The sequence below is a fragment of the Erysipelothrix aquatica genome (assembly GCF_009828775.2).
Classification (GTDB): domain Bacteria; phylum Bacillota_I; class Bacilli_A; order Erysipelotrichales; family Erysipelotrichaceae; genus Erysipelothrix; species Erysipelothrix aquatica.
Map to the genome: position 1 here is coordinate 63,373 of NZ_WTSY02000004.1, position 24,768 is coordinate 88,140.

Here is a 24,768-nt window from a genome sequence, read left to right on the forward strand (position 1 = left end):
CTAAATCTCCTTCATTGCCACTTCAAAACTTCGACCCCATGGTAAATACGCTTGGAATTCAGGTGTATCTAAGAATGGGTACTTTTGTGCTGTATCGTTTAATAACGTCGTTAGATATTCATTAATGGTGTCACTATAATTCTCAGCCCACACATCAAATCCCATTTCACGCATTTTAGCATTCACCAGTAATCTTATGTCACCCTGATAGAGGGCATCATCGATCACTCGATGTTTGATATAAGTAGGGTTCGTATCATAATACATCGCAATAACCAAATCAAGAACCAACGTTCCAATTGAATTACTACCTGTATTCCACGCACTGTATCCTTGCAAAGTTGCATCATCAAGTGTACTCAACAAACGCTCAAGGCTGCGAATATCGCCACCATTACCATATTGAACATCTAAAACAAACAATGATTTGCCATTGTAACGTTTATAATAATCTAACTGCTCAGTTGTTAGCGTTGGTGTTGCGAGTTTCGGTTCAAATGCCAAATCAATGGTCTGACCTGTTGCTGGAAGTGCGAGAAACACATACGGTGTTTCAATTTCAGCAGCCTTCATATTCGCAACTTTAAAGGCACCTGCAATATTCTCAATGATTGTTCGGTCTTCAAATTTTGCAATATACTTTGGGTCAACAAATGTAACATCAACATTAAAATCTTTTGTATTCTGATTGAGATCTCGAGCGACCAAAAGAGCCACCATCTCATCTGTACCATTTTTAATCGAGACACGATCTTGTAATGCATAGGATTCGATCATAGCATGCAGTACGTCTTGTTCCCGAACGTGAAGTCCGAATTCATGCGTATCTTCTTGTACTAGTGAAACATAGTCAAGAATTCCCTCATTCGCTAAGTCCACGCACGCTTTATTAAAATGGTGATTGCGTTGACGAGCCGCCAAATAATCATTGAGGACTGGTTGGGGGATTCGTTGTGTCACGCTTTGAAGTTGGTCTTCAAACTGTGGTTCATGGGTAACACGGTGTACTAACTGAGAGTATTCAAAGAGATCTTCCCAAATTTGAAGTTGACTGGAATCGGTGACGGTTGTGGTGAGACGCACAATAACTGAGTACGCCAATATTTTAATATTAGGATTGCTGTACTTCACATCCCGAAGTGTTTGTAGCAGGACCTCGTAATCTTCCTGAGTCTTTGTGGTATCCATGGTCCGAGATTGCACCAATCCCCCAAAAAGTAACGCATCAATCGAAATAACAAGTGTATCCGCTTGAACACAATGATCCAGTAAATACTTACGAATTGCTAATGTATCGCCTGGATGGGTAAAGTGACCCAAATATGATTTGGGAACCATATCGATCTGAACATCGCGAATGTTTCGGGTCGCTTCAAGAATAAAGTCAGTATGACATGGGCGATCATCAATCGGTAAAATTAAAATTCGTTTCATAGTGCATCAATGGCTGCTCTAAATGATTTAATGGTTTCAACAAAGCCTTCATATTCATTACCTGTAACAACTGCACCAATCATAATTGCTTTGAAGCCGAGATCCTTAATGTTTCCAAGTTCTTCGATTCGAACTTTCTTTTGCGTTGGTAATGCTGCTGGTATGTCAATTGCACCAATAATTTGCTTATAATGCAGCAAATCTCGCATGTTCAATGGTTTGCCATAATCATCCGGATGGACAATGCTTAATTCAGCAACTTCAGCACCAATTTGTGACCACATTTTGATTTCATCTAATGAGTATGCGTAGCTGCATGCAAACATCCGTGTCAGTTTATCTTGATTCACAACTTGAGGCGTTGCATCGTGAAGGTATAGAGACAAGAATTCGAAATCGTGAGCTAACACATTTTTCAAATCATCGTTAACAACTTCTGGACTTCCCCCAACAACAACCCCAACTGGGACTGGTGAGTTAGCAATTACTTTTTCAATAAATGCACGTTCTTGTGCGGCACTTCCAAAATCGGTTCCACTTGCATGATGGTGAACATTAAGATGAATTTTCACTGCATCTGCACCATTTTCCCATGCTGCTTTTACATACTCATAGTCATTTTTAGGACAGCTGACTACCAATTTTAAACCTTCTTCATTGAGCAAATCGATAAATTTCATAATCTTGAACCCTCTCTTTTAAATACGTCGCTAGTGTTTCTTTTGTATACGAACCTTCCTGAATGGCAATTACATACTCGGCAATTCGTGGATGTACTGGACACCCACTTTGCAGTTGCGAGTAATAAATAGCAGATACTTCAGAAATGCGATGGCGTTGGCGATATTTTAATGCATCGTACCAGACACCTTGCATTTCAATAACGTGATACACTTCATGCATAAAATGTAGATTGTATGCTTGTTTTGCATCCATAATTTGTTCGTACTTTCGTAACCATTCGTTATTAATTGTGATTGTTTGAGTATTTGGATTGTATTGAGCGTGAACCGATGCTGGATCCGTATCGACCGTTTCAGTTCTAATATTTTGCGCATCAAGTAGTGCCGTTGGATCAATTTGTATCTGTTGGGTCACTGCTTCAGCAATCTGAGCCATTACGCGATTACTATTTTGGGTCATGTTCAACTCAAACCAATAAATATAGTCGGTTAAATCTTGAACCTTAACCTCTTCTTGTAACCAAGAATACAATGCGTTCATCATCTTCCAGTCCTTCCAAATCCATCCATGATATATCTTCAATTTGGTCTTTGTTCATAAGTCCTGAATAGTTAAATGTTCGGAACTTGGCGAACATATGTACCTCTGGGACTGTTTGTCCAGCATCACTAAAAGTTGAATACTCGTCCATGATGAACGCCATGACTTCTTTAAATTGTCCTTTTGTACCATAGACAATTTTTCCATTGGGACGTCTAAACTTCACAACACCATCTTTAGTTAAGATAACTGCAGATGTTGTTTTTTTCTTGAAGAGTCCTAATGCACGTTTTTCACTATGGGTCACTTCAACCCCAACAATGCGTTCATTTTCAACGACGATGGTTGCTTCAGCCGATTCATATCCAAGTGATTGAACCGCAATTTTTTTAAGTTCTTCATGCGATTGGACTACGACGGCAGCATCGTTATTTTTTATTTCATTGGTACCGGACGCATTCGCAATTAAGACATTATTTAAGGTATCCACTTCAATCGAAACTTCAATTGTCTCGCGTAGTGCGCCCATTTCCAACATTTTGTCGATAATGTCACCGCGTATTCGTTTAATATCATCTTCATTGGGATTGACGACACTGCGCTCAATTTGTTCCGTAATCATGGCTAATGCAACACCAATTGTGGAAATGTAAGGAGCATTATTCACAACCTTGCTCTTTAGGTCATACTTTTGACCTAAGTAGTGTGTAATAACGCCGGCACTTCCACCACCACCGTAAAGCGTAATGAAAGAACGCTCAAGTTCATAGTCTGCAATAAGTTGTTCAATGATAGCCCAAATTTGCTCCGAAGCACGGTCCATACACTGTGTCGCAAGTGTTACTGGATCCATCTTCAAGTATTGTGCAAAAGCTTCCCAGGCATGGGTATATCCCTTGCTCGTAGCACATGAGTAATCTTCCGCGTGAACACATTGAAGATAATTTGCAGCTCCAGCAACCGTGAATGCATACGTCTTACCAGTACTGTCTTCACAAACAACATAATCATCAGGATCACCCGCCCGTGGTTGAATCCTCTTTATGGTAAAGGTCTCCCCTTCAGGAATATCGAAACACTCATAGGGTAAGTGCGCAAGGTGAGCCGATCGTGGTCCGACTACAATGCCTTGATTCGTGTGACGAATCATCGTACCACCAGCGATTGCGGTCGTTTGAACATCAACAGATTTCAAGTATGTTTTATGTCCACCAACACTGGCATTTTTAATCATAACTTGGCCATCTTTAATGACTGAAATATCGGTTGATGTTCCACCAATTTCCAAGAAGACACCGTCAGATATTTTTTCATGCATAATCGCACCCGCAACACCTGCTGCAAGGCCTGATAACATCGTCAAGATTGGACGCTTGCGAACTTCATCAATGGACATAACACCACCATCAGCACGCATAATCATCAAATCGCGTTTGATTCCTAAGTCTTTAATGACCTTTTCTGTCATGTCGGATGTTTCCATCATTTTTGGAATCAATGATCCGTTAACAACCGCCGTTCTTGTACGCAATTTTAGTCCATACAGTTGCGAAATTTGGAAACCACCAGTTGCATAAAAACCACGTTCTTGTGCAAGTTCGATGACACGAATTTCATGTTCTGGGTGTTCGATAGAGAATGCTTCACTCGCTACAATAACTTCTGCACCTTTCGCAATCAACGTATCAATGGCTTGACCTATCGTCGAATCAGAAACTTCTGAAGACGGGATAAACTCATGAAAGACTTCCAAAAATTTATTGGGTGCAAGTTCAAGTTTTTCTACATTGGTTTCATTGCGAGCTGACGTACCATCACCCATCCCCACGATACCAATCCGCGCAACATCACCTTCTAATAAAGCATTCGTTGCTTGCGTTGTACCATGCGAAATAAAGACAACATTTTCTGCATCAATGTGATACTCATCTAAGAGTTCACGAACAATGTTTATAATTCCTTTTGCTACACCTTCTTCACTGTCATGAGTTGTCGGTGTCTTTTTCAATGCAATAACATCCATTGTTTCATTATCGATAACAACAGCATCGGTAAAAGTACCACCAACATCAATTCCTATTCGTACTTGTTTCTGATTCATATAAGCCTCTTTTCTAAAAAATTATTAGATTACCAATGGAATTTTTGCTACGAACACTGCATAACTTAAGATAAGCAATGACATAAGCATTCCGTAAAGTAATACTTCTTTTAAGATATCGTTCACATCCACGTTGACAAAGTCTGCTACCCAGATGTTTTGTGAGTTGGTTGGATCTCCAAACCCTTGCATGTTTCCATTTGCGCGTAATGCCCAAATGATTGCCATTGGACTGAATCCTGCAGCACCAAATAATGCTGGTAGGGCACCACCAATACCATAAGTATTTAGAGGTCCACGATACAATGCAAGTAATGATCCTAAAGTAAACCCGATAACGTATGTTAGTGGATTTTGTAGATATTGGACTAAGAATTTGATTGAAGGTCCGACAACCGTTTGTACTGTTTGGTATTGAACCCCTTTAATTAAGATTCCTAACCCAATCATTAATAAGATAACACCCGCAACATCTTGGGTTCCTTCAACAAAACTTTGCGTGACTAATTGGAATACATTTTTCGCTTTTGTTGTGAGGAGTAAGTAAATAATCCCGACTACAATCGCAATTTCAGCTGGAACAGCATATTTCATTAATTGAGCACCGATTAAAATCACAACCGGAACGACAGGTGCAAACATTGCGAGGGTTGAAACATTGTTGCCTTTACCACCGATGTTTGAGTCTGTTGTCCATGATTTAACGGATTTAGTGCCTTTGATATTTTTAAAGATGTAGATAAGCGGTACACAGAATGCAACAATATAGATTGGCAATGACATCGCGATCAAGGCTTGCTGTGCTTGAGCTGCATTGTCTCCAAATGAAGGTGCAAGTAATGGAATAAATGCTGAGTAGTTCATTGGGTTAAAGACACCACCGGAACTAAATGAGAATAAGAAAATAGTTGCAGCATGTAAAGGTTTAATACCTGCTGAAAGCATAATTGGTAGGATGATTGATCCAACTAAGATAATGCTTCCCAATCCCCCAATAGCCATAAAAATGACAGAAACAACTACATAGAATACTAATGCGAGCACGAGTGGGCGGTCCCCAGCATATTCAGCTGCAGTTTTAATAATCTTTTCAACAACGTTTTGCTTCATTAACATTTTTGAAAATGCGGATGCAAAGATAACCGTAGCAATCGCTCCAGCCATCATTTTCACACCATCAGTAATAACAAAACTAAAGATACCTGGTGTCATTTTTTCGACGCCGTCGACCATAACGGGATAATCAAATAACCCTGCCATTGGTACGACACCAATTGATGCAACCAAGGCAACGAGGAATCCCATCATTGGCAATGCAATAATTGTAGGGATTTTCTTTTTCATCATCATTGCGATGAAGAACACAATAATTCCGAAAATTAATAAAAGTCTAACTGTATCCATTTTTTCTCCTCCTTAATGGATTAGTGGTAGCGCTTACCATCTACGACAAATATATCAAATATTATGATTAATAAAACATGCGCCCATACACTTGATAAAATTTACATCCCTTTCCACCTATTCAGTGCGTAAAATGTAGATTGATTTACACACAAATATATATTCTTGTAAATATTTACATATTTGTATATGATATTACTAACGAAAAGAGGACCTATTATGGACAATCTCATCTCATATTTGGAATATAACTTATCCGAGTTTACGCAATCCGAACAAATTATTGCACGTTTTTTCTTATCAAAAAAAGATTTAGAAAACACGGGAATTGTGGATGTATCTGAACGTCTTTTTGTATCCACCGCAACAATTAGTCGCTTCGTCAACAAGATCGGATTTGAAAACTATAAATCATTTTTATACGAGTTCCAAAAGTCGCTGGAGTCCAATAAAAGTGATGGCATTGCCATCAATAGCGAAGCGCGAGACTTATGGAATGTCCACAACACTTACTATAAATCGTTATATGAGAGTGTTGCAACGATTGATTTGAATTACCTTGCCAATCGATTTATCAACAGTAAAATGATCTACACCTTTGGGTTTGGGAAAACACAAGAAACAACGAACATGATGATTTATCGAATCGAGAATCTAATTCAGAACATTCGTAGTATTCCTCACTTCGAACATCTTATGTACACACTTACGAATGTCATGAGTTATGAACACGTTTTAGTCATCTTTTATCAACACGAGTATTTTCGCGACGACCTAGAAAAAATCATCATGATTGCGAAACAGCGTTTTGTTCCAATTATCGTGGTGACCTTGTCAGCTCAGGTTGACAATCAAAACTATGCTGAAGTCATCAAGCTTTATCCACATGAAGATGATACCGTGGTTAAGTATTCTACAACGATGTACACCCCATACCTTCTTTTTATTGATATGATGTACCTCGCCATCCAACGGAAGAAAAATCAACAACAGTTTAACTACGTATAAAAAAATAGCACGTATCGTGCTATTTTTAGTAACTGGGAATCAATGTACCATTAATAATATCCTGTTGAATTTGCGTAACGACATCGACACTAATCAGGGCATTCATGACCGCCCCTAACTCTTTTCGATTTCGATTGATAACAACTACCGCGATCCGGTTATCGTTATTCTTAAGATTTAGCGGAATGGTATTGAGCGCATTGAGCTCAATAGCACGGTCTTCTTCATTCCATACTGTTGCGTCAATAACGCCATTTTGTATCGACTCTATCAACTGATTATATTTAATTTCTACAAACTCCACATGCTTGCCTGCACATATTTCTCGGACAAATGACGATTGATCGATGGAATCATGATCAATCCCAATACGCATTCCATCCTCAATATCACGATACGAATCCTTCGAAAACAGAATAATATGACCCGATAAATAACTTCGGTCAGAGAATTCTTTAATGATTTCAATGCTAGTATCGTGTTTTAGAAATGCTAGGGCTGCATATTTTGACATGATTGCGAAATCATATCGACCATTAAGCATCATTTCAATCCGCTGTTGTGCACCACGCATATACGCCATATTGACAGGAATATTTAGCGTATTTTCCATTGTTGTTAATAAAGCGGTACTCAGCCCTTCGTAGGTTCGAGAATATGGTAGTGGCATTACCCCAACCAAAAATGAAATTCCAGCAAACTCAAGTAACAACTTCAAATCTTTGTGAGATAAGTATGTTCCTAATTGACCACGAGATTCTACCGCAATTGCACCACTATCGACCAACTGTTTAATGGCATTTTGAATTGTACCTCGGGCAACATCAATCATTTTTTCATACTCAGAAATTGTGAGAATTTTAGAACCAATATCTCTACTTATGAAGTCCTTTGCTAGATATTCAATTGCTAAGGCGTTTTTTGTCATCAATTTTCTTCTTGGTGTCATAAAACTTCCTTTCTTTAATATATTATAACAAATATGTTTGATGCTTCCTATGTTAAAAAAAGCACTTTCTCAGTGCTTTTCAATTTCAGATAAGAAGGAGGTTCCAAACTCAATTTCTGTGCCAAAATAATCAGCAACAGTTTGACCAACATCCGCCATTGTACGCCGTGTCCCGATGTCTGTTAGACCTTCGTGACCGATTCGCTTAATAAGTATTGGAACATTTTCCCGTGTATGTTTACTATGACCTATGGTCGGATCATTTCCATGATCCGCCATGACGACTAGAATATCGTCAGCTGTTAGTTTGGACATTAAAACACCCAATCTTTCGTCCGCAATATTTAAAACATCGATATAGCGTTCCGGGTTTTCACCATGACCCGCCAGATCCGTTTCCTGAATGTTTAAGAAAAAGAACCCTTCATCATAAATATCCAAATCGTTAATTAAGGCATTAAGTGTATCCGCAGTATCGACACATGGATAGTTTGTACCAAGTGGGTTGTGAACAATATTTTCAACCTTACCGTAAAAATGGTTCTCAATTCCAATGCGTGCAAGTGCAAGCGGTACCTGTTTGGTATGGTCCACACCGTACCCAATATGCACAACATGATAATTTGAGTCGTAGACCCCAGATGCTGGTGCATCAACACCAATAAACCCATCCTTCGTGATGATATTTGCTTTAATGCGGTCGATCGTCACATCAGACCCACCAAAAGCAATTACACGGGGAACTTTGACATGTTCTCGGACAATATGCCCCACTTCTTGTATCATTTCGAATCCACAGGTATCCATCGCTCCCACAACATTAATCGCTTGTCCTAAATCCGTTTCCATATTATCGCCAATAATAATCATATTATTGACATTAAGAACTTGTAATCCGTCCTGTGCAATGCGACTAACTCTAAATCCTGATGCCGTTAAGTCTTTCTCGATGTCATCCAAATGAATTTGGATATGTGTGAACAATGGTTTTTTAGGATTTGTACCGGATATTTCCTGGTGCCCAAAGTAGGAGTCAGCACCAAAATGTTTCAGTTCACTCCGGCCAAAAATAGCATTGGAACTCTTCGCAAAGCCAACGACATCTTGATTTAATGCGTTCATAAGACCCAATTCTTGAAGATGGGGCCAAAACTTTGTATGAGGATATTCAAGCAAATGAAGGCATGTATTTGAACCAATGTCATTCGGACGCACTTTCACAACATCGTCCATCGCACCAATTCCAAAACTATCCAAGACTACTACGATGAAGCGTTTCTTACTCATAAGGTTTCCCCAATCCATCATACACGGCCATGATGCGTGGTGAATTTGAATGAATGCCTTCAACAAGTGCAACTTTACTACGTGTCACGAACATTTGAAAACGAAAGGCCATGATAACCGTCGCACTCACTTCATGTTCATGCTCTAATTCAAAATAGTAGTCAATACTATCATCATCTACAGGAACCACAGTATCTATGATTTCAAGTTCATGGTGATAAACAAGTGCATTTTTAACATGCGAACGACGATAATGTCCCCCACCATAAGCATAAGCTTTTTCTCTAAAATTATGTGAGACTTCGCTGAGATAAAGTACAGCTGGCAACTCTTCCAAATCACGATATGCGTGGGCTGGAGTGGTACCGGTTAAACCATGACCTGGTTCACCCATTGTCCCTTTTCCTTCAGCCATAATTTTTAATGTTGAGACCGAGGTTGTGGAAGGAACGTTAATTTGCTTAATTTCAAGTCCTTGGGATTCCATCATCTCAGTTGCGGTAATGACAGTTTGATAGTTCGGTGTTGCTTGTGTCTTATGTGTTTGGGTGTCGTAAAGATAACAAGGAAAAGCAGTAGCCCCAACAATACGAATATGCGTCATTTGTCGTGTCGCTGCTATGAATGCATCAAGTTCCGTTAAGTCTACCCCTGACATTTGACCACTGTAATACAAATCATTTTCTGATGCCACTTTCACAATCACATCTTGAATCATATCTAATTTTTGTGCTGTCTCATTTATTTCTCGAACCTTATCCAAAGAAAAGACGGTAAAAACCTCAGTTCCATAGGCCATAACACGCTCAAGCATATGTTTGGGTGTTTGCACGAGATGACCAACATTTCCAAGTGGAATATTATGGCGCATCATAATTTCCGCTTCACGAAAATCTACGACGACCGCCCCGCGATAACCCATTGCCACCAGTTCTTGTCCAATTACGGGATTACGTCCCAATTGTTTAAGCATGAAGTACAAATCAATGTTTGCAGCAGAAGCCTCAGTGAGTATTTTTTGCGCATTTTGGCGTAAGATGTCCATATCGACAACATAGGTATCCGGCTCTAATTGTCCTGTTTGGTGCATCTTTCGGACGGTATCTAAAAATTCTGGATTCCGGCGTTTTAAAACATCTATAAACATGATAACACCTGCTCAACTGCACTTTCTAAAATACGTAATACTGTTTCATGACCGCTACGCATTGGATTAATTCGAATCCAATATGATTCAAATTGATCGTCGGATTGAAGCATTGTTTTGGAAACACGATAAAACATCGGAACTACTTCAAACTTACTTTCAGCCCCTACCGGATATGCTGCAGCACCTCGTTTTGCTGCTTCTTCCAAAACAGCCTTAGCGATCGGTTGATCAAAGCGAACACACACTACTTTTGACTGAGCATTCACGATGACAGCTTCTGCAACACCTTTAACACCGACTGTGTTAATGTGATTTGCAAGTGCTTCTATTTGCTTTGCCTGAATGGCAAGTGATACGGGTGCGTAAACTAACGAACGCATAGCATCCAATGCTTCGAATCCCTGAACTTGACTTCCCCCTGAATAATGAAATTTTCGTATCGTTTCGACGTATGCTTGGTTTCCAATCACACATCCGATACCTTGAGGACCTAATAGTTTGAACATTGAGAAACATGACAAATCAGCACCTAATTGTGCACCCGTAAAAGGGACTTTCATGACTGCATAATTATCATCGGTGATAACGACGCAATCGGGGCTAACATTCTTGATGGTTGTGATCACTTGCTCCATGTCATAACTATCCGCTAGTTGTTGGCGTGTGTACTGCACTAAGACCGCTTGAACCGTTGGGTTCTTTCGCAATGTCGATTCGAGTTCCTCTAAATCGTTGAAATTACAGGATAGTGTTTGAATTCCAAGCATTTCAAAACTTGTGATGGTGGTGGAGTAAACTGGAGCCTCATGTACTAAAACCGTATCGTTCGCTTTCACGACACTTGCAAAAGCTTCTCGTATTGCTGCAGTTCCTGCACCACGAACGAAACACGCATCTTCGACCTCAAAAAATTCTGCGAGAACGCGCTCTACTTTACGGGTTGTTTCCGGTTGGTTCCCTGATGGATGAACCCCCAAGTCCCCTTGTTGTAGAATTTCATACCCATTAAAATACTTTGTAATACTATCGACGAGTTTAAACTGCATTTTAGTCGCTGCTTCAAGATTCATACTTTGTAACGGAAATGCTTTCATGTTATTGACCTCCAAATATTCGTTGCGGATTCTCCACTAACATCTTGTGGATTGAAGCTTCGGTGATGCCCCTTTTTTGTAGCATTGGTAAAAAATCTGTAAAGAGGTATGTATAACCAATACCACCTTGGTATTTAAAATTTGATTTACGGGTAATGTCTAGCGACAACGTAATGAAATCCAATTTCCCAAGTTCTTGAAGTTCAAAGAGAAAATCTGCACGCGTTGCATCCGGAAAGTAATTATTTTTTCCGATTGTATCGAACGCAACATTGAATCCTTGATCAATGAGAGATTTAATTTGATCAAGATTTCCTGAAAGATCTTGATGCCCGATGATAACTCGTGACGGATCAATACCGTTCTCAACAAAGAACGAAGCTTGTTCGAGGGCGAGTGTTCCTAACGAAGTGTGTGTCGAAATAACGGTATTTGTACGTTTTGCTGCAATCACGGATGCTTCGAATACCTTGCGTTCCATCGGTTCAAAGACGTCTTTACTCGTTCCGATTTCTCCAATTAAAGCTGCACGTGTTGTTCCCCCATCAATTCCTGACTCGATTTCAGAAACCATAAAATCTGCCAGTTCCTCGATACTCATTGTGTAGACAAAATCTGGAAGGAAAGGTTCTTTATAAAAGCCGGTTGCCTGTAAAATATTAATACCTGTTGCCGCTGCAACATTATTAACGTACTCAACATTGCGGCCCATTCCGTTTGCGGTCACATCAACGATATTACGAACACCCAAATCGTACAATTCTTTGTACTCTTGAACGGTTTCGTCAAAACAATCGAGGAAGCAATCCGGATTGTTTTTCACCTTTGATAAATCAATTGTTGTATGTTCATGAATTAGTGTGATGCCATCTTTAAGTAATGTCATATAAGCCTCCTTACTCTTGTGGTGTAAAATAGCGACTTTCAAGCGCAGATCGCTCAAAAGGAATTTGTTGCGCAAAAGCCATCATCGCCCGAATGTAAGTAGGGTCACTTTTGCAAATCATTAATATACTGGTACTGAGTTGCGATGTTGGAATGCTAATTGCACTGAGTCCTAACATGTTAATCACTTTCAGATAATTTTTATGTGACTGTGACTGCTTAGCAGTGGTTAGTGCATCATAGTGTCCTGATAAAGAATCACCATATTCAATAAAATCAATCGGACCTTCAAACGTAATTAACACCGATGTATCAAAGTCAAAATGACGAAGCTCATCGATCATCATTGATCGATTGGTATTGATATAGCGTAGGTTCGTATAATTCGAGACCTCTAAATGGTGTTGGACTGTTTGCAAACATTGTTGATACGGTTCAAAATCTGGTGTACTCACAACAACGTTACACAATGTCTGGCTCTCTGTTGGCAACGTTAGCGCAACCACATCCCGTAACACCTCAAACTCTCGAGTCATAAACCCAATGGATGGTTGAAACGTGATGTTGTCGGTTGATTTTTTTGAATATTTTGACAATGCATCATTACAAATTAAGGGACTGATAAATCCATACAAGTTAAGCGCCGCTGCTGGTGCTAAAACGGAGCCACCACCATCAGTACCAATTCCTATGTCATTAATCCCTTTGAAAACATTTATCGCTGTACCACTTGATGATCCCGTCATGTAGCGACCTGTAATTGGATTAACAAGCTCTAAGTCGATTGCGCGTCCGTTCAAGGCCATAGCATCGCGAGTATGCATTAAATAGCCATGTGTCTCAAGCATTTCTAAGAATTCAAGAGGAATTACGTTGGTGTTTTTCACACCAACGTAATAACATGTTTCTTCACGATTGAGCCATTGTTCACAATCTACAATTTTTTGTACATTAGTTTCGACAACAGATTTTTCACCGAGCGCTTGATAGGTACGTAATGCAAATGAAGAAACTTTGTTTGTCATACTACGCTACGACTGGTAATGCCCAAAGTCCGATAAGCAATAAAATATTCAAGAGAATACCGAAGATAATCGCCGCGACCGGTCCAACTGCAAGATCCACAATAGGTTTTTTGGATTGTTTGTTTAACAAGTAGAATCCGATAACGAATAAACTACCAATACCTGCAGCCATTTTATCGGCAGCAATAACCCCACCAACAAGCAATGCAACTTCAAGTACTCGACTCATTGCAGTACGAATATGTTCACCCATTTCACGAACACCTGGGAATTTATCCATTGCTTTCGCAAAGATATTAATTAAGAATACTTCAAGAACCATAACAGCTGCACCCACAACAAATGCAAGCAGTGGATTACCATGTAATGCAATACCCACTACGAAGACGAATGTTGCTCCAGCAGGACCGTAAACGCCTGTAACGATTCCCGTTGTAAACACGAGTGGTACAAACCCAATTGCACGCGCAAAGGCTGCCATCGCTGCACTGGTCATTTGACCTTCAGACATTAATGCTAAAGATGTTGGGTCACCCGCAATGATAAGAAGACTTGTCCCTGCGGCAATAAGTCCACCCATGATTCCAAGAATCCACCAGTTTTTTTGGATGCGCGCAACTTGGCCTGAGAATACATTGGTTAAATCTTGATTTGAAGTACTGGAGTCTTGTTTGTTCTGTGTTGCGAAAACAACCATAAGAATTGTTCCAACAAGCATTGAGATTCCTTCAGCATTTAAAGCAACTTTAGCGCCACCAAGTGTGAAGATTCCAAATTTCTTAACGACGAACCACACAAGAACAGTAATAATTCCTGTAATCATTCCTTTTTTGAATCCATGTTGCATCGCAATTGCTACCGCTGGGAACACTGCGAACGCGACGGTAACAGGGGCACTTACGCTTCCAAGTGCTGTTAAGAAGTTAAATGGCATCGCTGCAAAAAGATCAACAACGAACTGTAATCCACCAAGGATTGCTGCGCCATAAATAGCACCTACAACACCCGACAGAATTAACCCTGTTAAATCATCTTTAAAGATCGTACCAATAATATCAGTTGCCAATAAGATTGAGTGTATGAGGATAATTGAAGCAGCAATTGACGTTGGAATTCCAAATCCGACGACAAGTCCAAAACTAATTGCAAAACTGGTTGCTGCTAATTCTTTACGGCTAATTTTACCTTCAAAATATTGTGGCACAACGGGTCTAAATCCGTCGTTAAAGACTGCAATACCTTTATTGGCAAGAATTGATGCCAAAGCACCAATTGCCATGATAATAATATATTCCATAGTTCTTCTCCTTTAGGTTATTTGATGAATTCTCGAATGAGAATTGGCACAACCACTTCAGCGTGTTGTGCAGTAAAACCAAATGCTTTTTTCCCTTTTTGTATTTCTTCAATCATGAATGACTCATCCTTGATTGATCCTGGCATGGATACTGTTGAACACAGATCTGAACCAAGTAATGCCATCGCCATAGCAAGAGCGCCACCGCCTCCAGTATTGCATGCACCTATGTAATAGTCGTATTGACCACTCTTCATTGCCATAGCAGCATCAAGATCACTTTTTACTTCAATCGATACACTGTCTCCTCCTATCTTTTTTGCTAACTCCGCAATTGCTTGTTTGTCTATTTGTCCACCAACGACAATTTTAATCATGTTTAGTCCTCCTGTTGACTATTAAGTACATTGGTTAGATGTAACCAAATGTATTGCTTTTCTGATTCCGGGAACGGAATTTGTGAGTGTTCGAGAATCTTTTCGGTGACTTCAAGAACTGATGCGAAATGATCACTTTCTTTTATTTCATTAAGAATGAAATCATCCATTGGTGCAACTACGTCATCATTTCGAATCCGTTGTGATGCCATCGCAAGATGTGTTAAGAAAACCTCAGTAGCAGTTTCATTCCAGTTATGTTCCAGTGCATACTCTTGAAATATCTTCATTGCGTACTCGTAAACCTCGGCATCAATGACATTATTTTCAAGCAAAATGTTCAATCTCGTTTCCACAAAACCTCCTATGTACAAAATATTGTATATTCAACTATAATTTCATTATATTCAGTCAAAAATGCTTTGTCAATCGAAATGTAATCGTTTACTTTAATTATTTAAGCGCTATCATTATTCATTTTGCTTCTTTTTGTTCCGAATCACATAAAAAAAGAAACAGCGGGAATCACTGTTTCTCCTTCAAATCATCAATTTAATTACAACTTCCATTGCTTACAGTCACAGATACATGATCTTCCATCGCCACATACTGACTGTACTTGCTTGCACCAACTACCGTACCTTTCGCTTCGCATCCAGCAGGCGACACATATGAGACAGAGTAACTAATATTTGCGCCGCGATCTCTAAATGCATAGAAATAAGCAGCAAGATCATTCTCTTTCATGCCAACAAGGTCCCCTACATAAGGTTTTCCAATTGAATAATAAACTTTGACTGATGCGTCTTGCGTTCCGGCGATATTTGTTCCAGCAGGAATGCTTTGCTCTAAGAAGGTTCCATAAGCATATCCACTGTACCATTCCTTCAACATTGCATTGACTCCCGTTGGAGGGTTTTCCTTAAACTCGCCCATAGAAATCTGGGAAAAGTCCGGAACATAAATTGCCTTACCTTTTGAAACAACAAACGTTAACACATCATCTTTACCCACTTGAGTATCAGGAGCTGTTCCCTGGGAAATAATCATGCCAACTTCCAGTTTGTCATCATAGCCTTCTTCGTAAACAAACTCCGAAATAAACTTCTTATCTTTATACCACGCTTCGACATCCGTTTTTGTTTTTCCTTTAAAGTCAGGAACTTTGATATCTTTGGTGTATACTTCTGCACCTTTTGACACAAAAATCGTTACGGTATCTTTACGTTTCAAAGTCTCAGGGGTAACGTCTTTATCACGAATTTCTTGACGGATAAACTTTCCTTTTGCAACATTAGTACTGTATTCTTGGACAACTTTAATGTTCTCCATTTTGTTTTCTTTAACCCATGTGTTGATTTCCGATTCATTCATTGCAGTCAGATCAGGAAGTGGTACAACTTGTTGCGGGTCTGCACCCTTGCTCACAACAAGTTCTTGTGTGCTCCCTTTCTTAACACGTTTGCCTTCAGAAGTTACTTGTTTCATTATTATTCCAGTATCATCTACAAGCGAATATTCTTCAGTAATTGCTGCTTTAATACTATTCTCTTTAGCCCATTGTTGGAATTCTGTAACTGGTTTCCCCGCAAAATTAGGATACTTCACCGTGGTCATAAAATAGAAGAGTATAAAGCCGAGGATTAAAGCCGTCGTAACGCCTGCACCAATCATCATGTATTGTTTTCGTTTTCGTGCCTTGTAGGTATCATCAATTTCGACTTCTTCATCGCCCTTCGAGTCACTCGCATCCTCACGTTTATAGTCATCCAACGATTTGCGCGTGGTTTCTGTTTCGAGAGCTGGTTTTGCAATCTCAATTTCGGTAGTATCTTCGTATTTTTGTTCCATTTCTGAGTCTATAGGTGTTGAATTTAAAGTGTTGTCATCGAGCTTTTCATCATTGGTGTGTGTTTCTTTTTCTTGATTCGTCGTTTTTTCATAATTCTCTTGACTAAACTTTTTGAGGAAGTCACTCATCACTGCCTACTTGAATCGGACGCATCGTTCCTTTTCGAAGGTAAAATCCTTCATCTGCTTGCGATGCAACCTCGTTTGAGTGTGTAACGACAACAACACACTTATTATGTTCATGCGCTAATGATTTGAAGATATTTATAATTTCCATTTCCATTTCTTCATCTAGGTTACCGGTTGGCTCATCCGCAAGGATAAGATCAACATTGGTTGCTAGTGATCGAGCAATCGCTACCCGCTGTTGCTCCCCACCTGACAGTTTCGTAACTAAACGATCCGCCTTCGATTTTGTAATACCAATATAATCCAGCAGATTGTAAGCGACCATACTTTCACCATCTGGCAGTTCATTATCCGTAATCCCCATTGCCAGTAAAATATTTTCATGAGCGGTGAGATGGGGTATCAAGTTGTAACTTTGGAATATAATACCGACATTGTTACGGCGATAAGACTCATAGCCGATCGTCTTGAGGTCGTCCCCTTCATACAAAATTCGCCCGCCAGCCGGTTCTTCCATCGCACTAATTAGCGACAACAGTGTTGTTTTTCCTGAACCCGATTGGCCTAGGATTGCATAAAATTTTCCTTTTTCAAAACGGACATCCACATCCCGAAGAATATAGCGACGCTGATCTCCGTCTTGATAATAAAACTCTACTTTATCAACTTCGATTAATGACATAATTTACCCTCCCTACATCATGATTTTCTTTGGATTAAGTCTTGTAATATATACCGTCGGTACGATGGTACTTGCTGCTGTTACAGATAATCCAATAAGATAGAAAAGACCAACATATTCTGGTGTTAACTCAACTTTATAAGCTTCCAGCACATCGCCTTCGTTGAGGTCCGATGCGAATTCGTTGTACATCGGCATCCCAAACATCGGATCATCCGATGGTTTCATAAGATTGGATGATAGCCCTTTTGCCAAGTAATTTCCTGTGACCAGTGACAAGGTCAGCCCCACAAATGCAACCATCATCACTTCCATGACAATCTGACCCACAACACGTCCACGCCGATCACCAAGCGATAAGTAAACCCCAAGTTCATGTTTTCGATCTCTTAAGAAAAGGACAATCACTAAACTTAGAATGAGAATCGTTGCACTGACTGCCACAATTAACGTAATCTGCGCCATCGAATCCATAGCTTTTACTGGGCCTGCGATGGAATCATACGCATCACTTGATGTATTGACTTTATAGAATTTTGGTAAGGTTGGATCAACTGCTGCTCTGAAGGATTCTACATCTTTAGGATCGTTTAAGGCAAAAACAGGCGATACATATTGCATAATAAACTCTTCCGTCGTTAGTGTTTGATTTTCAAACATTTCTGGATATTGTTTTTGGAATCCCTCTAATGCATACGCTGCTTCTTCATAAGCGACTTTGTTCGGCGTAAGTAGTAAGTTATCATACTGACCTTGGAAGAATTGCGCATTGATATCGTTCTCTTTTTTTTCTTTAATGGTTTCTGATGTGAAGGTTCCAATAATTTCAAAGGTCACATCACGTTTTTCAACATCTGTCATTTCACCATTTTCACTACTTCCAGTAATAATGTTGCTGAGTGTTAACATGTCCCCAACAGATAGATTGTTTTCTTTCATAAACGGCTCTGATGCCATAACCACTAATTTTCCAGCCTTGACTTCATCTGCATTAAAAACACGACCATTGGTAAGGCTGATTTTTCCTTCTGTTATCAACGTAACATTCGGATTGTTGATGCCTCGAAGTTCAAACATAGAACGTTGTTGTCCTTCCGTTGGACTTTGACGAAGCACTCCTGGATTATTCGACTCAACATTTTTTATCGTATCCGACTGAAGTGTTGCCATGATTGAATAGTCGTAGTATTTAACGCTATCTGTGGCTCCAATCGTCTCAATGTCTTTAACACTGAGTCCTTTAATTGAGAAATCAAAATCAGGGTTTGTTTCCATCTCTTTCATGATGGCATCATTATCAAGCGCAATTGTGGCGATTGACCCTAACTGATACTTAATCGTTTTTTCAACATTCTTTGAAGCTTGTTGAATCGAGAATGCACCGGCAATGACATTTCCCAATACAAAAATAAGGACTAAAAGAATTAATGATTTGCCCTTACGACGAATGACACTAAGCCATGCTCTTTTAAAATGATTCATTGTATCTCTCCTTAATCGTAATTATCTACAGGAAAGTCATCATCCAATATAATATGTCAGCGTTATATTGCTGCTGAACCCGTTATGAATTATGCCCACCCATACATTCATACATATGTACCGTTATTATAGCATTGAACGTCTTATGCAGAAAACATAATTCACATCTTGAGGCGAGAATTGTATGAAGTTATTGTGTATAAAACGATGAAATATTAAAAAAAGCACCTTGGGTGCTTTAACGATTTTTTTGAAGATATTGGGTCACAAGTTCCTGAAGTCCATCAGGGGAATCGGATTCTAAGACATCACGATGTTTATGCATCAATTGTGTCATGATAACATCATGATCAAAGGCAGATTGAACCAATTGGACAATGGCCGGATGATGCGTTTCGATTGCACTCGCTTGAAGCCGATGGTCCAAACTTCCCACGACAACTTTTTGACCATCACAAAGAATCGAAAAATTACTATGCTCTCCTTCTTTACGGGTGTCTTCATCCACAATTAGATTATTAAGTGTGGTCGAAACTGGTTCAAATGTAGATAAATAAACGGTGACACCTCGATCTTGGGCTTCTTCTAGAAGTGGCAAAATCATTGCAAGATCTTCCGGCCACAAATCCGCAATAATTTGAGATTGTGCTTTTGATATATTCGTTTTGATTACTGCCATTACAGCGTCAGTCCCTTGCGAGCTGTAAAATCCAAAATTTACCTTTTGTTTCTTTTGAAGTTCGCGTTTTAAAATACTTGCGGAATGCTTAAATTCTTGTTTCAAGCGATCTAAGACATCTTCGATTGGAACGACACTATAGGTGGTACTTTTGCCTTCTTGGACACGGCAAATCCCTTTATGAGTCAATGCACTCAATGATGCATAAACATTCGATCGAGAGACACCAATGTGCTTTGAAACTTCATATCCTGTTTGGTTAGGATTATCATTTAAGAAAAGATAACATTTCGATTCAATCTCTGTCAGTCCCAGAGCCATAAGTTCTTTTATCATTACTTACTCCTTATCCCTAAATTGAGATTCATAAATTTGTGCATAACGTGCTGATTTGTTGATAAGTTCATCATGCGTTCCTTCTTCGATAATTATACCACCTTCAAGCACAAGAATCTTATCCGCGTTACGGATTGTGCTCAATCGATGTGCTATGACTAAACTTGTTTTGTTCACAAGAAGTTCGTCTAGGGATGCTTGAATATACCGTTCTGACTCGTTATCAAGGGATGCTGTTGCTTCATCCAAAATCAGAATGGGAGCTTGTTTCAAGAAAGCACGAGCAAGCGCAATCCGTTGCTTCTGTCCACCCGATAATTTAAGACCGCGTTCACCAACTTGTGTATCGAATCCATCCGGAAGCAATTTAATAAATGATAGAATGTTGGCCGAACGCGCTGCACTCACAACATCTCGCATGGATGCACTGTAAGCTCCATAGGTAATATTTTCATAAATGCTTCCATCCATGATATCCACATCCTGAGTAACAATTGCGATATTTTGGCGTAATGAGGCAATTTCGTAATTTCGAATATCCTCATCATTAATCAGAATTTCTCCAGATACGATGTCATAATGACGCATTAAGAGTTTCGTAAGTGTCGTCTTGCCGTTTCCCGACGCACCCACAAGGGCAGTCATCTTACCATGTGGTATCGTCACATTTAAGCCATTGAGAACCGGCTCACCATCGCAATAATGAAATACTACATTGTTAAATTGAATCTCATTACGACGCACCATTGGTAATGCCATATAATTGTTCACAATCTTAGGTTGGACTTCAAACAAACGTTGGATACGATCAAAAGAAACGCGCGCTTGTTGAACACGATTCACAATCGAGCTGAACGAACGCATAGGCCGTTGTAGCAAGACAAGGTAAGACATATAGGATACCACAACACCAAGTGTCATCGTTCCATTCATGACTTTGGGTGCACCATAGGCTAAAACTAAGATTGTACCGATAACATCCACCATTGAAAGGGTAGGACCGTAAGCCGATTGGAGCGTTGCCGCAACACCAATATGGTAATCGTAATCCGCAGTCAATGCCTCAAATTTTTGAACCTCCCCCTGTTCATTCGCATAATTCTTTATAAGACCAATAGAAGTCAAACTAACATGTAAATGCTGATTGATCTGCGATGACGCATGGCGCACAGCTCGATATGCTACTTTAAGACGCTGCTTAAAGAAACGGTTAATAAAATATAGAAGTGGGAATGTTACAGAAATACAAAGGGCAAGCAACCAATCCTGAATAAAGAGATAGGTTAGGACCCATATAAAAGTGACAATGCTACCAACTAATCCAAAAGAATTGTTGGAAAATAATTCTTGCACATTCGTCACATCTGCTGAAATATGTTCCATGATATCTCCTGTTTTAATCGTCTCGAAGAAGCCATAGTCCTGTTTCATAATATGTGCATACAATTCATTTCTTAAATCAGTGATAGCACGCTGACTTACAGTTGCAATTGCATTGTTTGAGATATAATTAATAAGCGCAAGTCCCGCCGTTAATGCGAAAAGAACGCCAAGTTGAACCCACAATTCATTAGCTGTGCCATTGGGAATGATATCATCGATAACGGAACGTGTTACTTGTGGAATAAGAAATTGAAGATACGACATCACCAATAATGCAACCACAATTATCATCACGGTAATCTTTTGATCGCCTAAGCGATCGATCACAAATTGGGCCATACTTGTTTTATGTTTAGGTTTATTTTTCATACACAACCCCCTAGTAGTACTTATTGCAACTACTAGTATAGACCTATCTCTAAAATTGTCAATCTTTGTGCTAAATGTTTCATTATCTATGCTTAATGATTTTCATTTTTAGGGAAGAAATTACTCGATTTTTGTCTGGTTAAGCATCCTACATTTGAATGGACTCTTTTATAAAAAATAAGCTCACTAATCAACAAAATTCCAAATGAAATTATATTTCTGTTTTTTATATATTTTTGAGAAATTATTTTGTCGTTAAACCCACTCATACCGCGGATATCCACTAATTAGTGGATTGTATGCACTTTCATAAATTTCTGTTTTTGATTGACAACCGAAAATATATAGGCTAATCTATGCATGTGGCGTGCCATTAAGTTGCAACTTAAGCAAGAGCCCAGGGATTTTACCTTGGGCTCTTTTTATAATTTTAGAGGAGGAAATTATGAAATATGTAAGTAAAGTAGTGTCGAGCACATTACTCGTTTTCGCAATGCTTTTAACGATTGTAACACCTATAAATGCTGAAACATCAGCACCTGTTGCAAAGCCTGAAATGTTCGAACTTCTTGATCAAATAATTACCGCTGAAACGCGATATGGACTTACGGGAGTTCAAGTTGCCGTAACTAAAGATGGGTCTTTAGTCAAAAACTCAGCCTATGGATACACGAACAACTACAAAAATGTTTACGACGAAAATGGCGCAAGCATTCTCGACCAAATCGAGGTTTTACCTTTGGCACAACGAACCAAGGTTACACCCGACACGCTATTCGACCTTGCAAGTAATACTAAAATGTACGCAACGGTCTATGCAATGCAACGACTTGTAGATCAAGGAAAAATTACGCTTGATACAACCGTCGTATCAATTTTTCCTGAATTTGTAAATGATGGGCGTGGCGTTCAATCGAAACACCTCGTCACTGTTGGTCATTTACTCCGACATGATGCGGGATTCACCCCGGATCCACAATATCACAACCAAAATTATACTGGAAACCTCGAAAGTGATGGATCAAACTATCTCTTCTCGCAAGACCGAGACTTAACTTTAGAGATGATGTTGAAAACGCCTTTACTTTCGGAACCAGGATCAGTTGTTAAATACTCTGATGTTGACTTTATGTTACTTGGAGCTATCGTTGAAGCAGTTAGCGGACAACGCTTAGACACCTATGTGTACGAAAACTTTTATCAACCACTTGGCCTTGATTCATTAGTTTTTAATCCGTTAGACCATGGTTTTACAACACAAGACACCGTTTCATCCGAACTGCACGGAAATACACGTGATGGGCGAATTTCTTTCGAAAATGAGCGAACAGAGGTTGTAACTGGACAAGTTCACGATGAGAAAGCATTCTACTCAATGGGTGGAATTTCAGGACATGCTGGGTTATTTGGAACAGCTCAAGATGTTGCAATCCTTGCAACAGCAATGTTAAATCAAGGAACTGTCAATGGTCAGACTTTCTTTACTCAAGATACTATTGATAAATTTGTAGCGCCAAGTACCCTTAATGATACCTACGGTTATGGATGGCGTCGTCAAGGTGATACTAATGGTTACGGTTGGGCATTCTCCAATTTTGCAAGCAAAAACACTATCGGACATACTGGATGGACTGGAACATTAACACTCATCGACCCTGATAATAACGTAACATTAGCACTAATGACCAATTCTCGAAACACACCTATCATGGGACCTGGAGCCAACGATTTCTATACTAAAAACTTCAATACTAATGCATATGGCATGGTCTCTGAATTAGTGTACCAAGCGTTAGGTTTGGGAGATGATACAACAGCTCACGAATATCTTGTGGGTATGATTCAATCTGAATTCAGCACCTTAACATCAACCTCAACACCAAGTAAACGTAACGCCTTAAGAGCACTTATCAGCGTTCTTGAAACACGAGCTCCGCATGATACACAAGCCAGTGCTTATCTACAAAGTGATGAGGTTCAAAATATGATTACAATTTTAGAACCAACATTTGCAGAAGATACGAAATATTTAGTCTTTGAGGATAGCGTTGATGTCAGTGGACTTGAAACACTCCTTGAACAAGCAAAGGCAATTGATACAAATCTTTATACGCCAGAAAGTGTTGCTACTTTAACAGATGCAACAACAGAAGCGACGACATTACTTGCAACCGGTAATTATACACAAGAAGCAGTTGATGCTCTCATTGTGAAATTACAAGCAGCACTTGATAACTTAATTGATATTGAGGTTATTCCAACTGTCGACAAAGCAAATTTAAAAGAAGCTATCGAAAGAGCCACAGCAATTGACACCGCAATTTACACAAAAGACACTCTCGATGCCCTAAAAGTTGCACTCGAACAAGCACAAATCATTTTCAAGGATGATACTGCAACACAAAGTGCAGTAGACCAAACAACTCTAACTTTAAATAATGCAATTCGTAATTTAAAACTTACTACAGACAAAGAAACACCAACGACACCAGAAGGGACACTTCCTGCAACTGGAATGCAAGCAAGCAATCTCGTATTCGTCGCTGCAGCCTTTATTGTTCTTGGCGTCATTTTGAGAAAATACAGTTTACGACAAAAATAGAATTATATTACTTCGATAAG

Annotated in this window: 21 protein-coding genes; 2 read left to right on the top strand and 19 right to left on the bottom strand. The window is 39.4% G+C overall.

Annotated features, from left to right (window positions below; genetic code table 11):
* Genes GVV20_RS02075 through GVV20_RS02095 form a run of 5 tightly spaced genes read right to left on the bottom strand, consistent with a single transcriptional unit; the run spans window position 1 to window position 6,163 of the window.
* Window positions 1-1,434: a DUF4127 family protein gene (locus GVV20_RS02075; RefSeq protein WP_159740349.1), complete on the bottom strand. Its 1,434-nt coding sequence runs from the start codon at window positions 1,432-1,434 to the stop codon at window positions 1-3.
* Entirely contained in the window at window positions 1,431-2,114 is a 684-nt protein-coding gene (locus tag GVV20_RS02080) for a hypothetical protein (RefSeq protein WP_159740348.1), read from the bottom strand. Before GVV20_RS02080 ends, GVV20_RS02075 begins: the two co-directional genes overlap by 4 nt.
* Window positions 2,089-2,661: a hypothetical protein gene (locus tag GVV20_RS02085; RefSeq protein ID WP_159740347.1), complete on the bottom strand. Its 573-nt coding sequence runs from the start codon at window positions 2,659-2,661 to the stop codon at window positions 2,089-2,091. Before GVV20_RS02085 ends, GVV20_RS02080 begins: the two co-directional genes overlap by 26 nt.
* The gene (locus GVV20_RS02090; RefSeq protein ID WP_159740346.1) at window positions 2,621-4,759 is read right to left on the bottom strand and encodes a hydantoinase/oxoprolinase family protein; all 2,139 of its coding nucleotides are present in this window, start codon (window positions 4,757-4,759) and stop codon (window positions 2,621-2,623) included. The genes GVV20_RS02085 and GVV20_RS02090 overlap by 41 nt, the downstream gene beginning before the upstream one ends.
* Window positions 4,760-4,783: 24 nt before the next feature.
* The gene (locus GVV20_RS02095) at window positions 4,784-6,163 is read right to left on the bottom strand and encodes a transporter (RefSeq protein ID WP_159740345.1); all 1,380 of its coding nucleotides are present in this window, start codon (window positions 6,161-6,163) and stop codon (window positions 4,784-4,786) included.
* Window positions 6,164-6,382: 219 nt separating this feature from the next.
* Here GVV20_RS02095 and GVV20_RS02100 point away from each other — a divergent pair, with 219 nt between their 5' ends.
* Window positions 6,383-7,171, top strand: coding sequence for a MurR/RpiR family transcriptional regulator (locus GVV20_RS02100; protein ID WP_159648877.1), 789 nt, complete (start codon window positions 6,383-6,385; stop codon window positions 7,169-7,171).
* A gap of 25 nt (window positions 7,172-7,196) precedes the next feature.
* Here the strand turns inward: GVV20_RS02100 and yhfZ are convergent, their stop codons facing one another.
* The 14 genes from yhfZ to GVV20_RS02170 all read right to left on the bottom strand — a co-directional run bounded on the left by yhfZ (window position 7,197) and on the right by GVV20_RS02170 (window position 22,146).
* Window positions 7,197-8,120, bottom strand: a complete 924-nt coding sequence (yhfZ, locus tag GVV20_RS02105) for a GntR family transcriptional regulator YhfZ (RefSeq protein ID WP_159740344.1) — start codon at window positions 8,118-8,120, stop codon at window positions 7,197-7,199.
* A 69-nt stretch (window positions 8,121-8,189) separates the two neighbouring features.
* Window positions 8,190-9,407, bottom strand: a complete 1,218-nt coding sequence (locus GVV20_RS02110; protein WP_159740343.1) for a phosphopentomutase — start codon at window positions 9,405-9,407, stop codon at window positions 8,190-8,192.
* On the bottom strand, window positions 9,400-10,554 hold the full coding sequence (locus GVV20_RS02115; RefSeq protein ID WP_159740342.1) for an alanine racemase: 1,155 nt from the start codon (window positions 10,552-10,554) through the stop codon (window positions 9,400-9,402). Before GVV20_RS02115 ends, GVV20_RS02110 begins: the two co-directional genes overlap by 8 nt.
* Window positions 10,545-11,651: an aminotransferase class V-fold PLP-dependent enzyme gene (locus GVV20_RS02120; protein ID WP_159740341.1), complete on the bottom strand. Its 1,107-nt coding sequence runs from the start codon at window positions 11,649-11,651 to the stop codon at window positions 10,545-10,547. The genes GVV20_RS02115 and GVV20_RS02120 overlap by 10 nt, the downstream gene beginning before the upstream one ends.
* Before the next feature lies 1 nt (window position 11,652).
* Window positions 11,653-12,537, bottom strand: a complete 885-nt coding sequence (locus GVV20_RS02125) for a phosphotriesterase family protein (RefSeq protein ID WP_159740340.1) — start codon at window positions 12,535-12,537, stop codon at window positions 11,653-11,655.
* Between the two features lie 10 nt (window positions 12,538-12,547).
* On the bottom strand, window positions 12,548-13,561 hold the full coding sequence (locus tag GVV20_RS02130; protein ID WP_159740339.1) for an amidase family protein: 1,014 nt from the start codon (window positions 13,559-13,561) through the stop codon (window positions 12,548-12,550).
* 1 nt (window position 13,562) lies between these two features.
* The gene (locus GVV20_RS02135) at window positions 13,563-14,858 is read right to left on the bottom strand and encodes a YhfT family protein (protein ID WP_159740338.1); all 1,296 of its coding nucleotides are present in this window, start codon (window positions 14,856-14,858) and stop codon (window positions 13,563-13,565) included.
* 17 nt (window positions 14,859-14,875) lie between these two features.
* The gene (locus GVV20_RS02140; RefSeq protein WP_159740337.1) at window positions 14,876-15,235 is read right to left on the bottom strand and encodes a DUF2620 domain-containing protein; all 360 of its coding nucleotides are present in this window, start codon (window positions 15,233-15,235) and stop codon (window positions 14,876-14,878) included.
* A gap of 2 nt (window positions 15,236-15,237) precedes the next feature.
* Window positions 15,238-15,591, bottom strand: a complete 354-nt coding sequence (locus tag GVV20_RS02145) for a PRD domain-containing protein (RefSeq protein WP_159740336.1) — start codon at window positions 15,589-15,591, stop codon at window positions 15,238-15,240.
* Between the two features lie 196 nt (window positions 15,592-15,787).
* A complete protein-coding gene (locus tag GVV20_RS02150; RefSeq protein ID WP_159740335.1) occupies window positions 15,788-17,215 on the bottom strand; it encodes a PASTA domain-containing protein in 1,428 nt (475 codons plus the stop codon).
* Window positions 17,208-17,897 carry an ABC transporter ATP-binding protein gene (locus tag GVV20_RS02155; protein WP_159740334.1) on the bottom strand — a complete coding sequence of 230 codons (690 nt, stop codon included), beginning with the start codon at window positions 17,895-17,897 and terminating at the stop codon, window positions 17,208-17,210. Before GVV20_RS02155 ends, GVV20_RS02150 begins: the two co-directional genes overlap by 8 nt.
* 12 nt (window positions 17,898-17,909) lie before the next feature.
* Window positions 17,910-19,379, bottom strand: a complete 1,470-nt coding sequence (locus GVV20_RS02160; protein ID WP_159740333.1) for an ABC transporter permease — start codon at window positions 19,377-19,379, stop codon at window positions 17,910-17,912.
* A gap of 238 nt (window positions 19,380-19,617) precedes the next feature.
* Window positions 19,618-20,394 (bottom strand): TrmB family transcriptional regulator, encoded by a 777-nt coding sequence (locus GVV20_RS02165; protein ID WP_159740332.1) that lies wholly within the window; start codon window positions 20,392-20,394, stop codon window positions 19,618-19,620.
* A 3-nt stretch (window positions 20,395-20,397) separates the two neighbouring features.
* Entirely contained in the window at window positions 20,398-22,146 is a 1,749-nt protein-coding gene (locus GVV20_RS02170) for an ABC transporter ATP-binding protein (RefSeq protein WP_159740331.1), read from the bottom strand.
* A gap of 445 nt (window positions 22,147-22,591) precedes the next feature.
* Between GVV20_RS02170 and pbp4b the strand changes: the two genes are divergently transcribed.
* Window positions 22,592-24,748: a penicillin binding protein PBP4B gene (pbp4b, locus tag GVV20_RS02175; protein ID WP_159812798.1), complete on the top strand. Its 2,157-nt coding sequence runs from the start codon at window positions 22,592-22,594 to the stop codon at window positions 24,746-24,748.
* The last annotated feature ends 20 nt before the right edge of the window (window positions 24,749-24,768 follow it).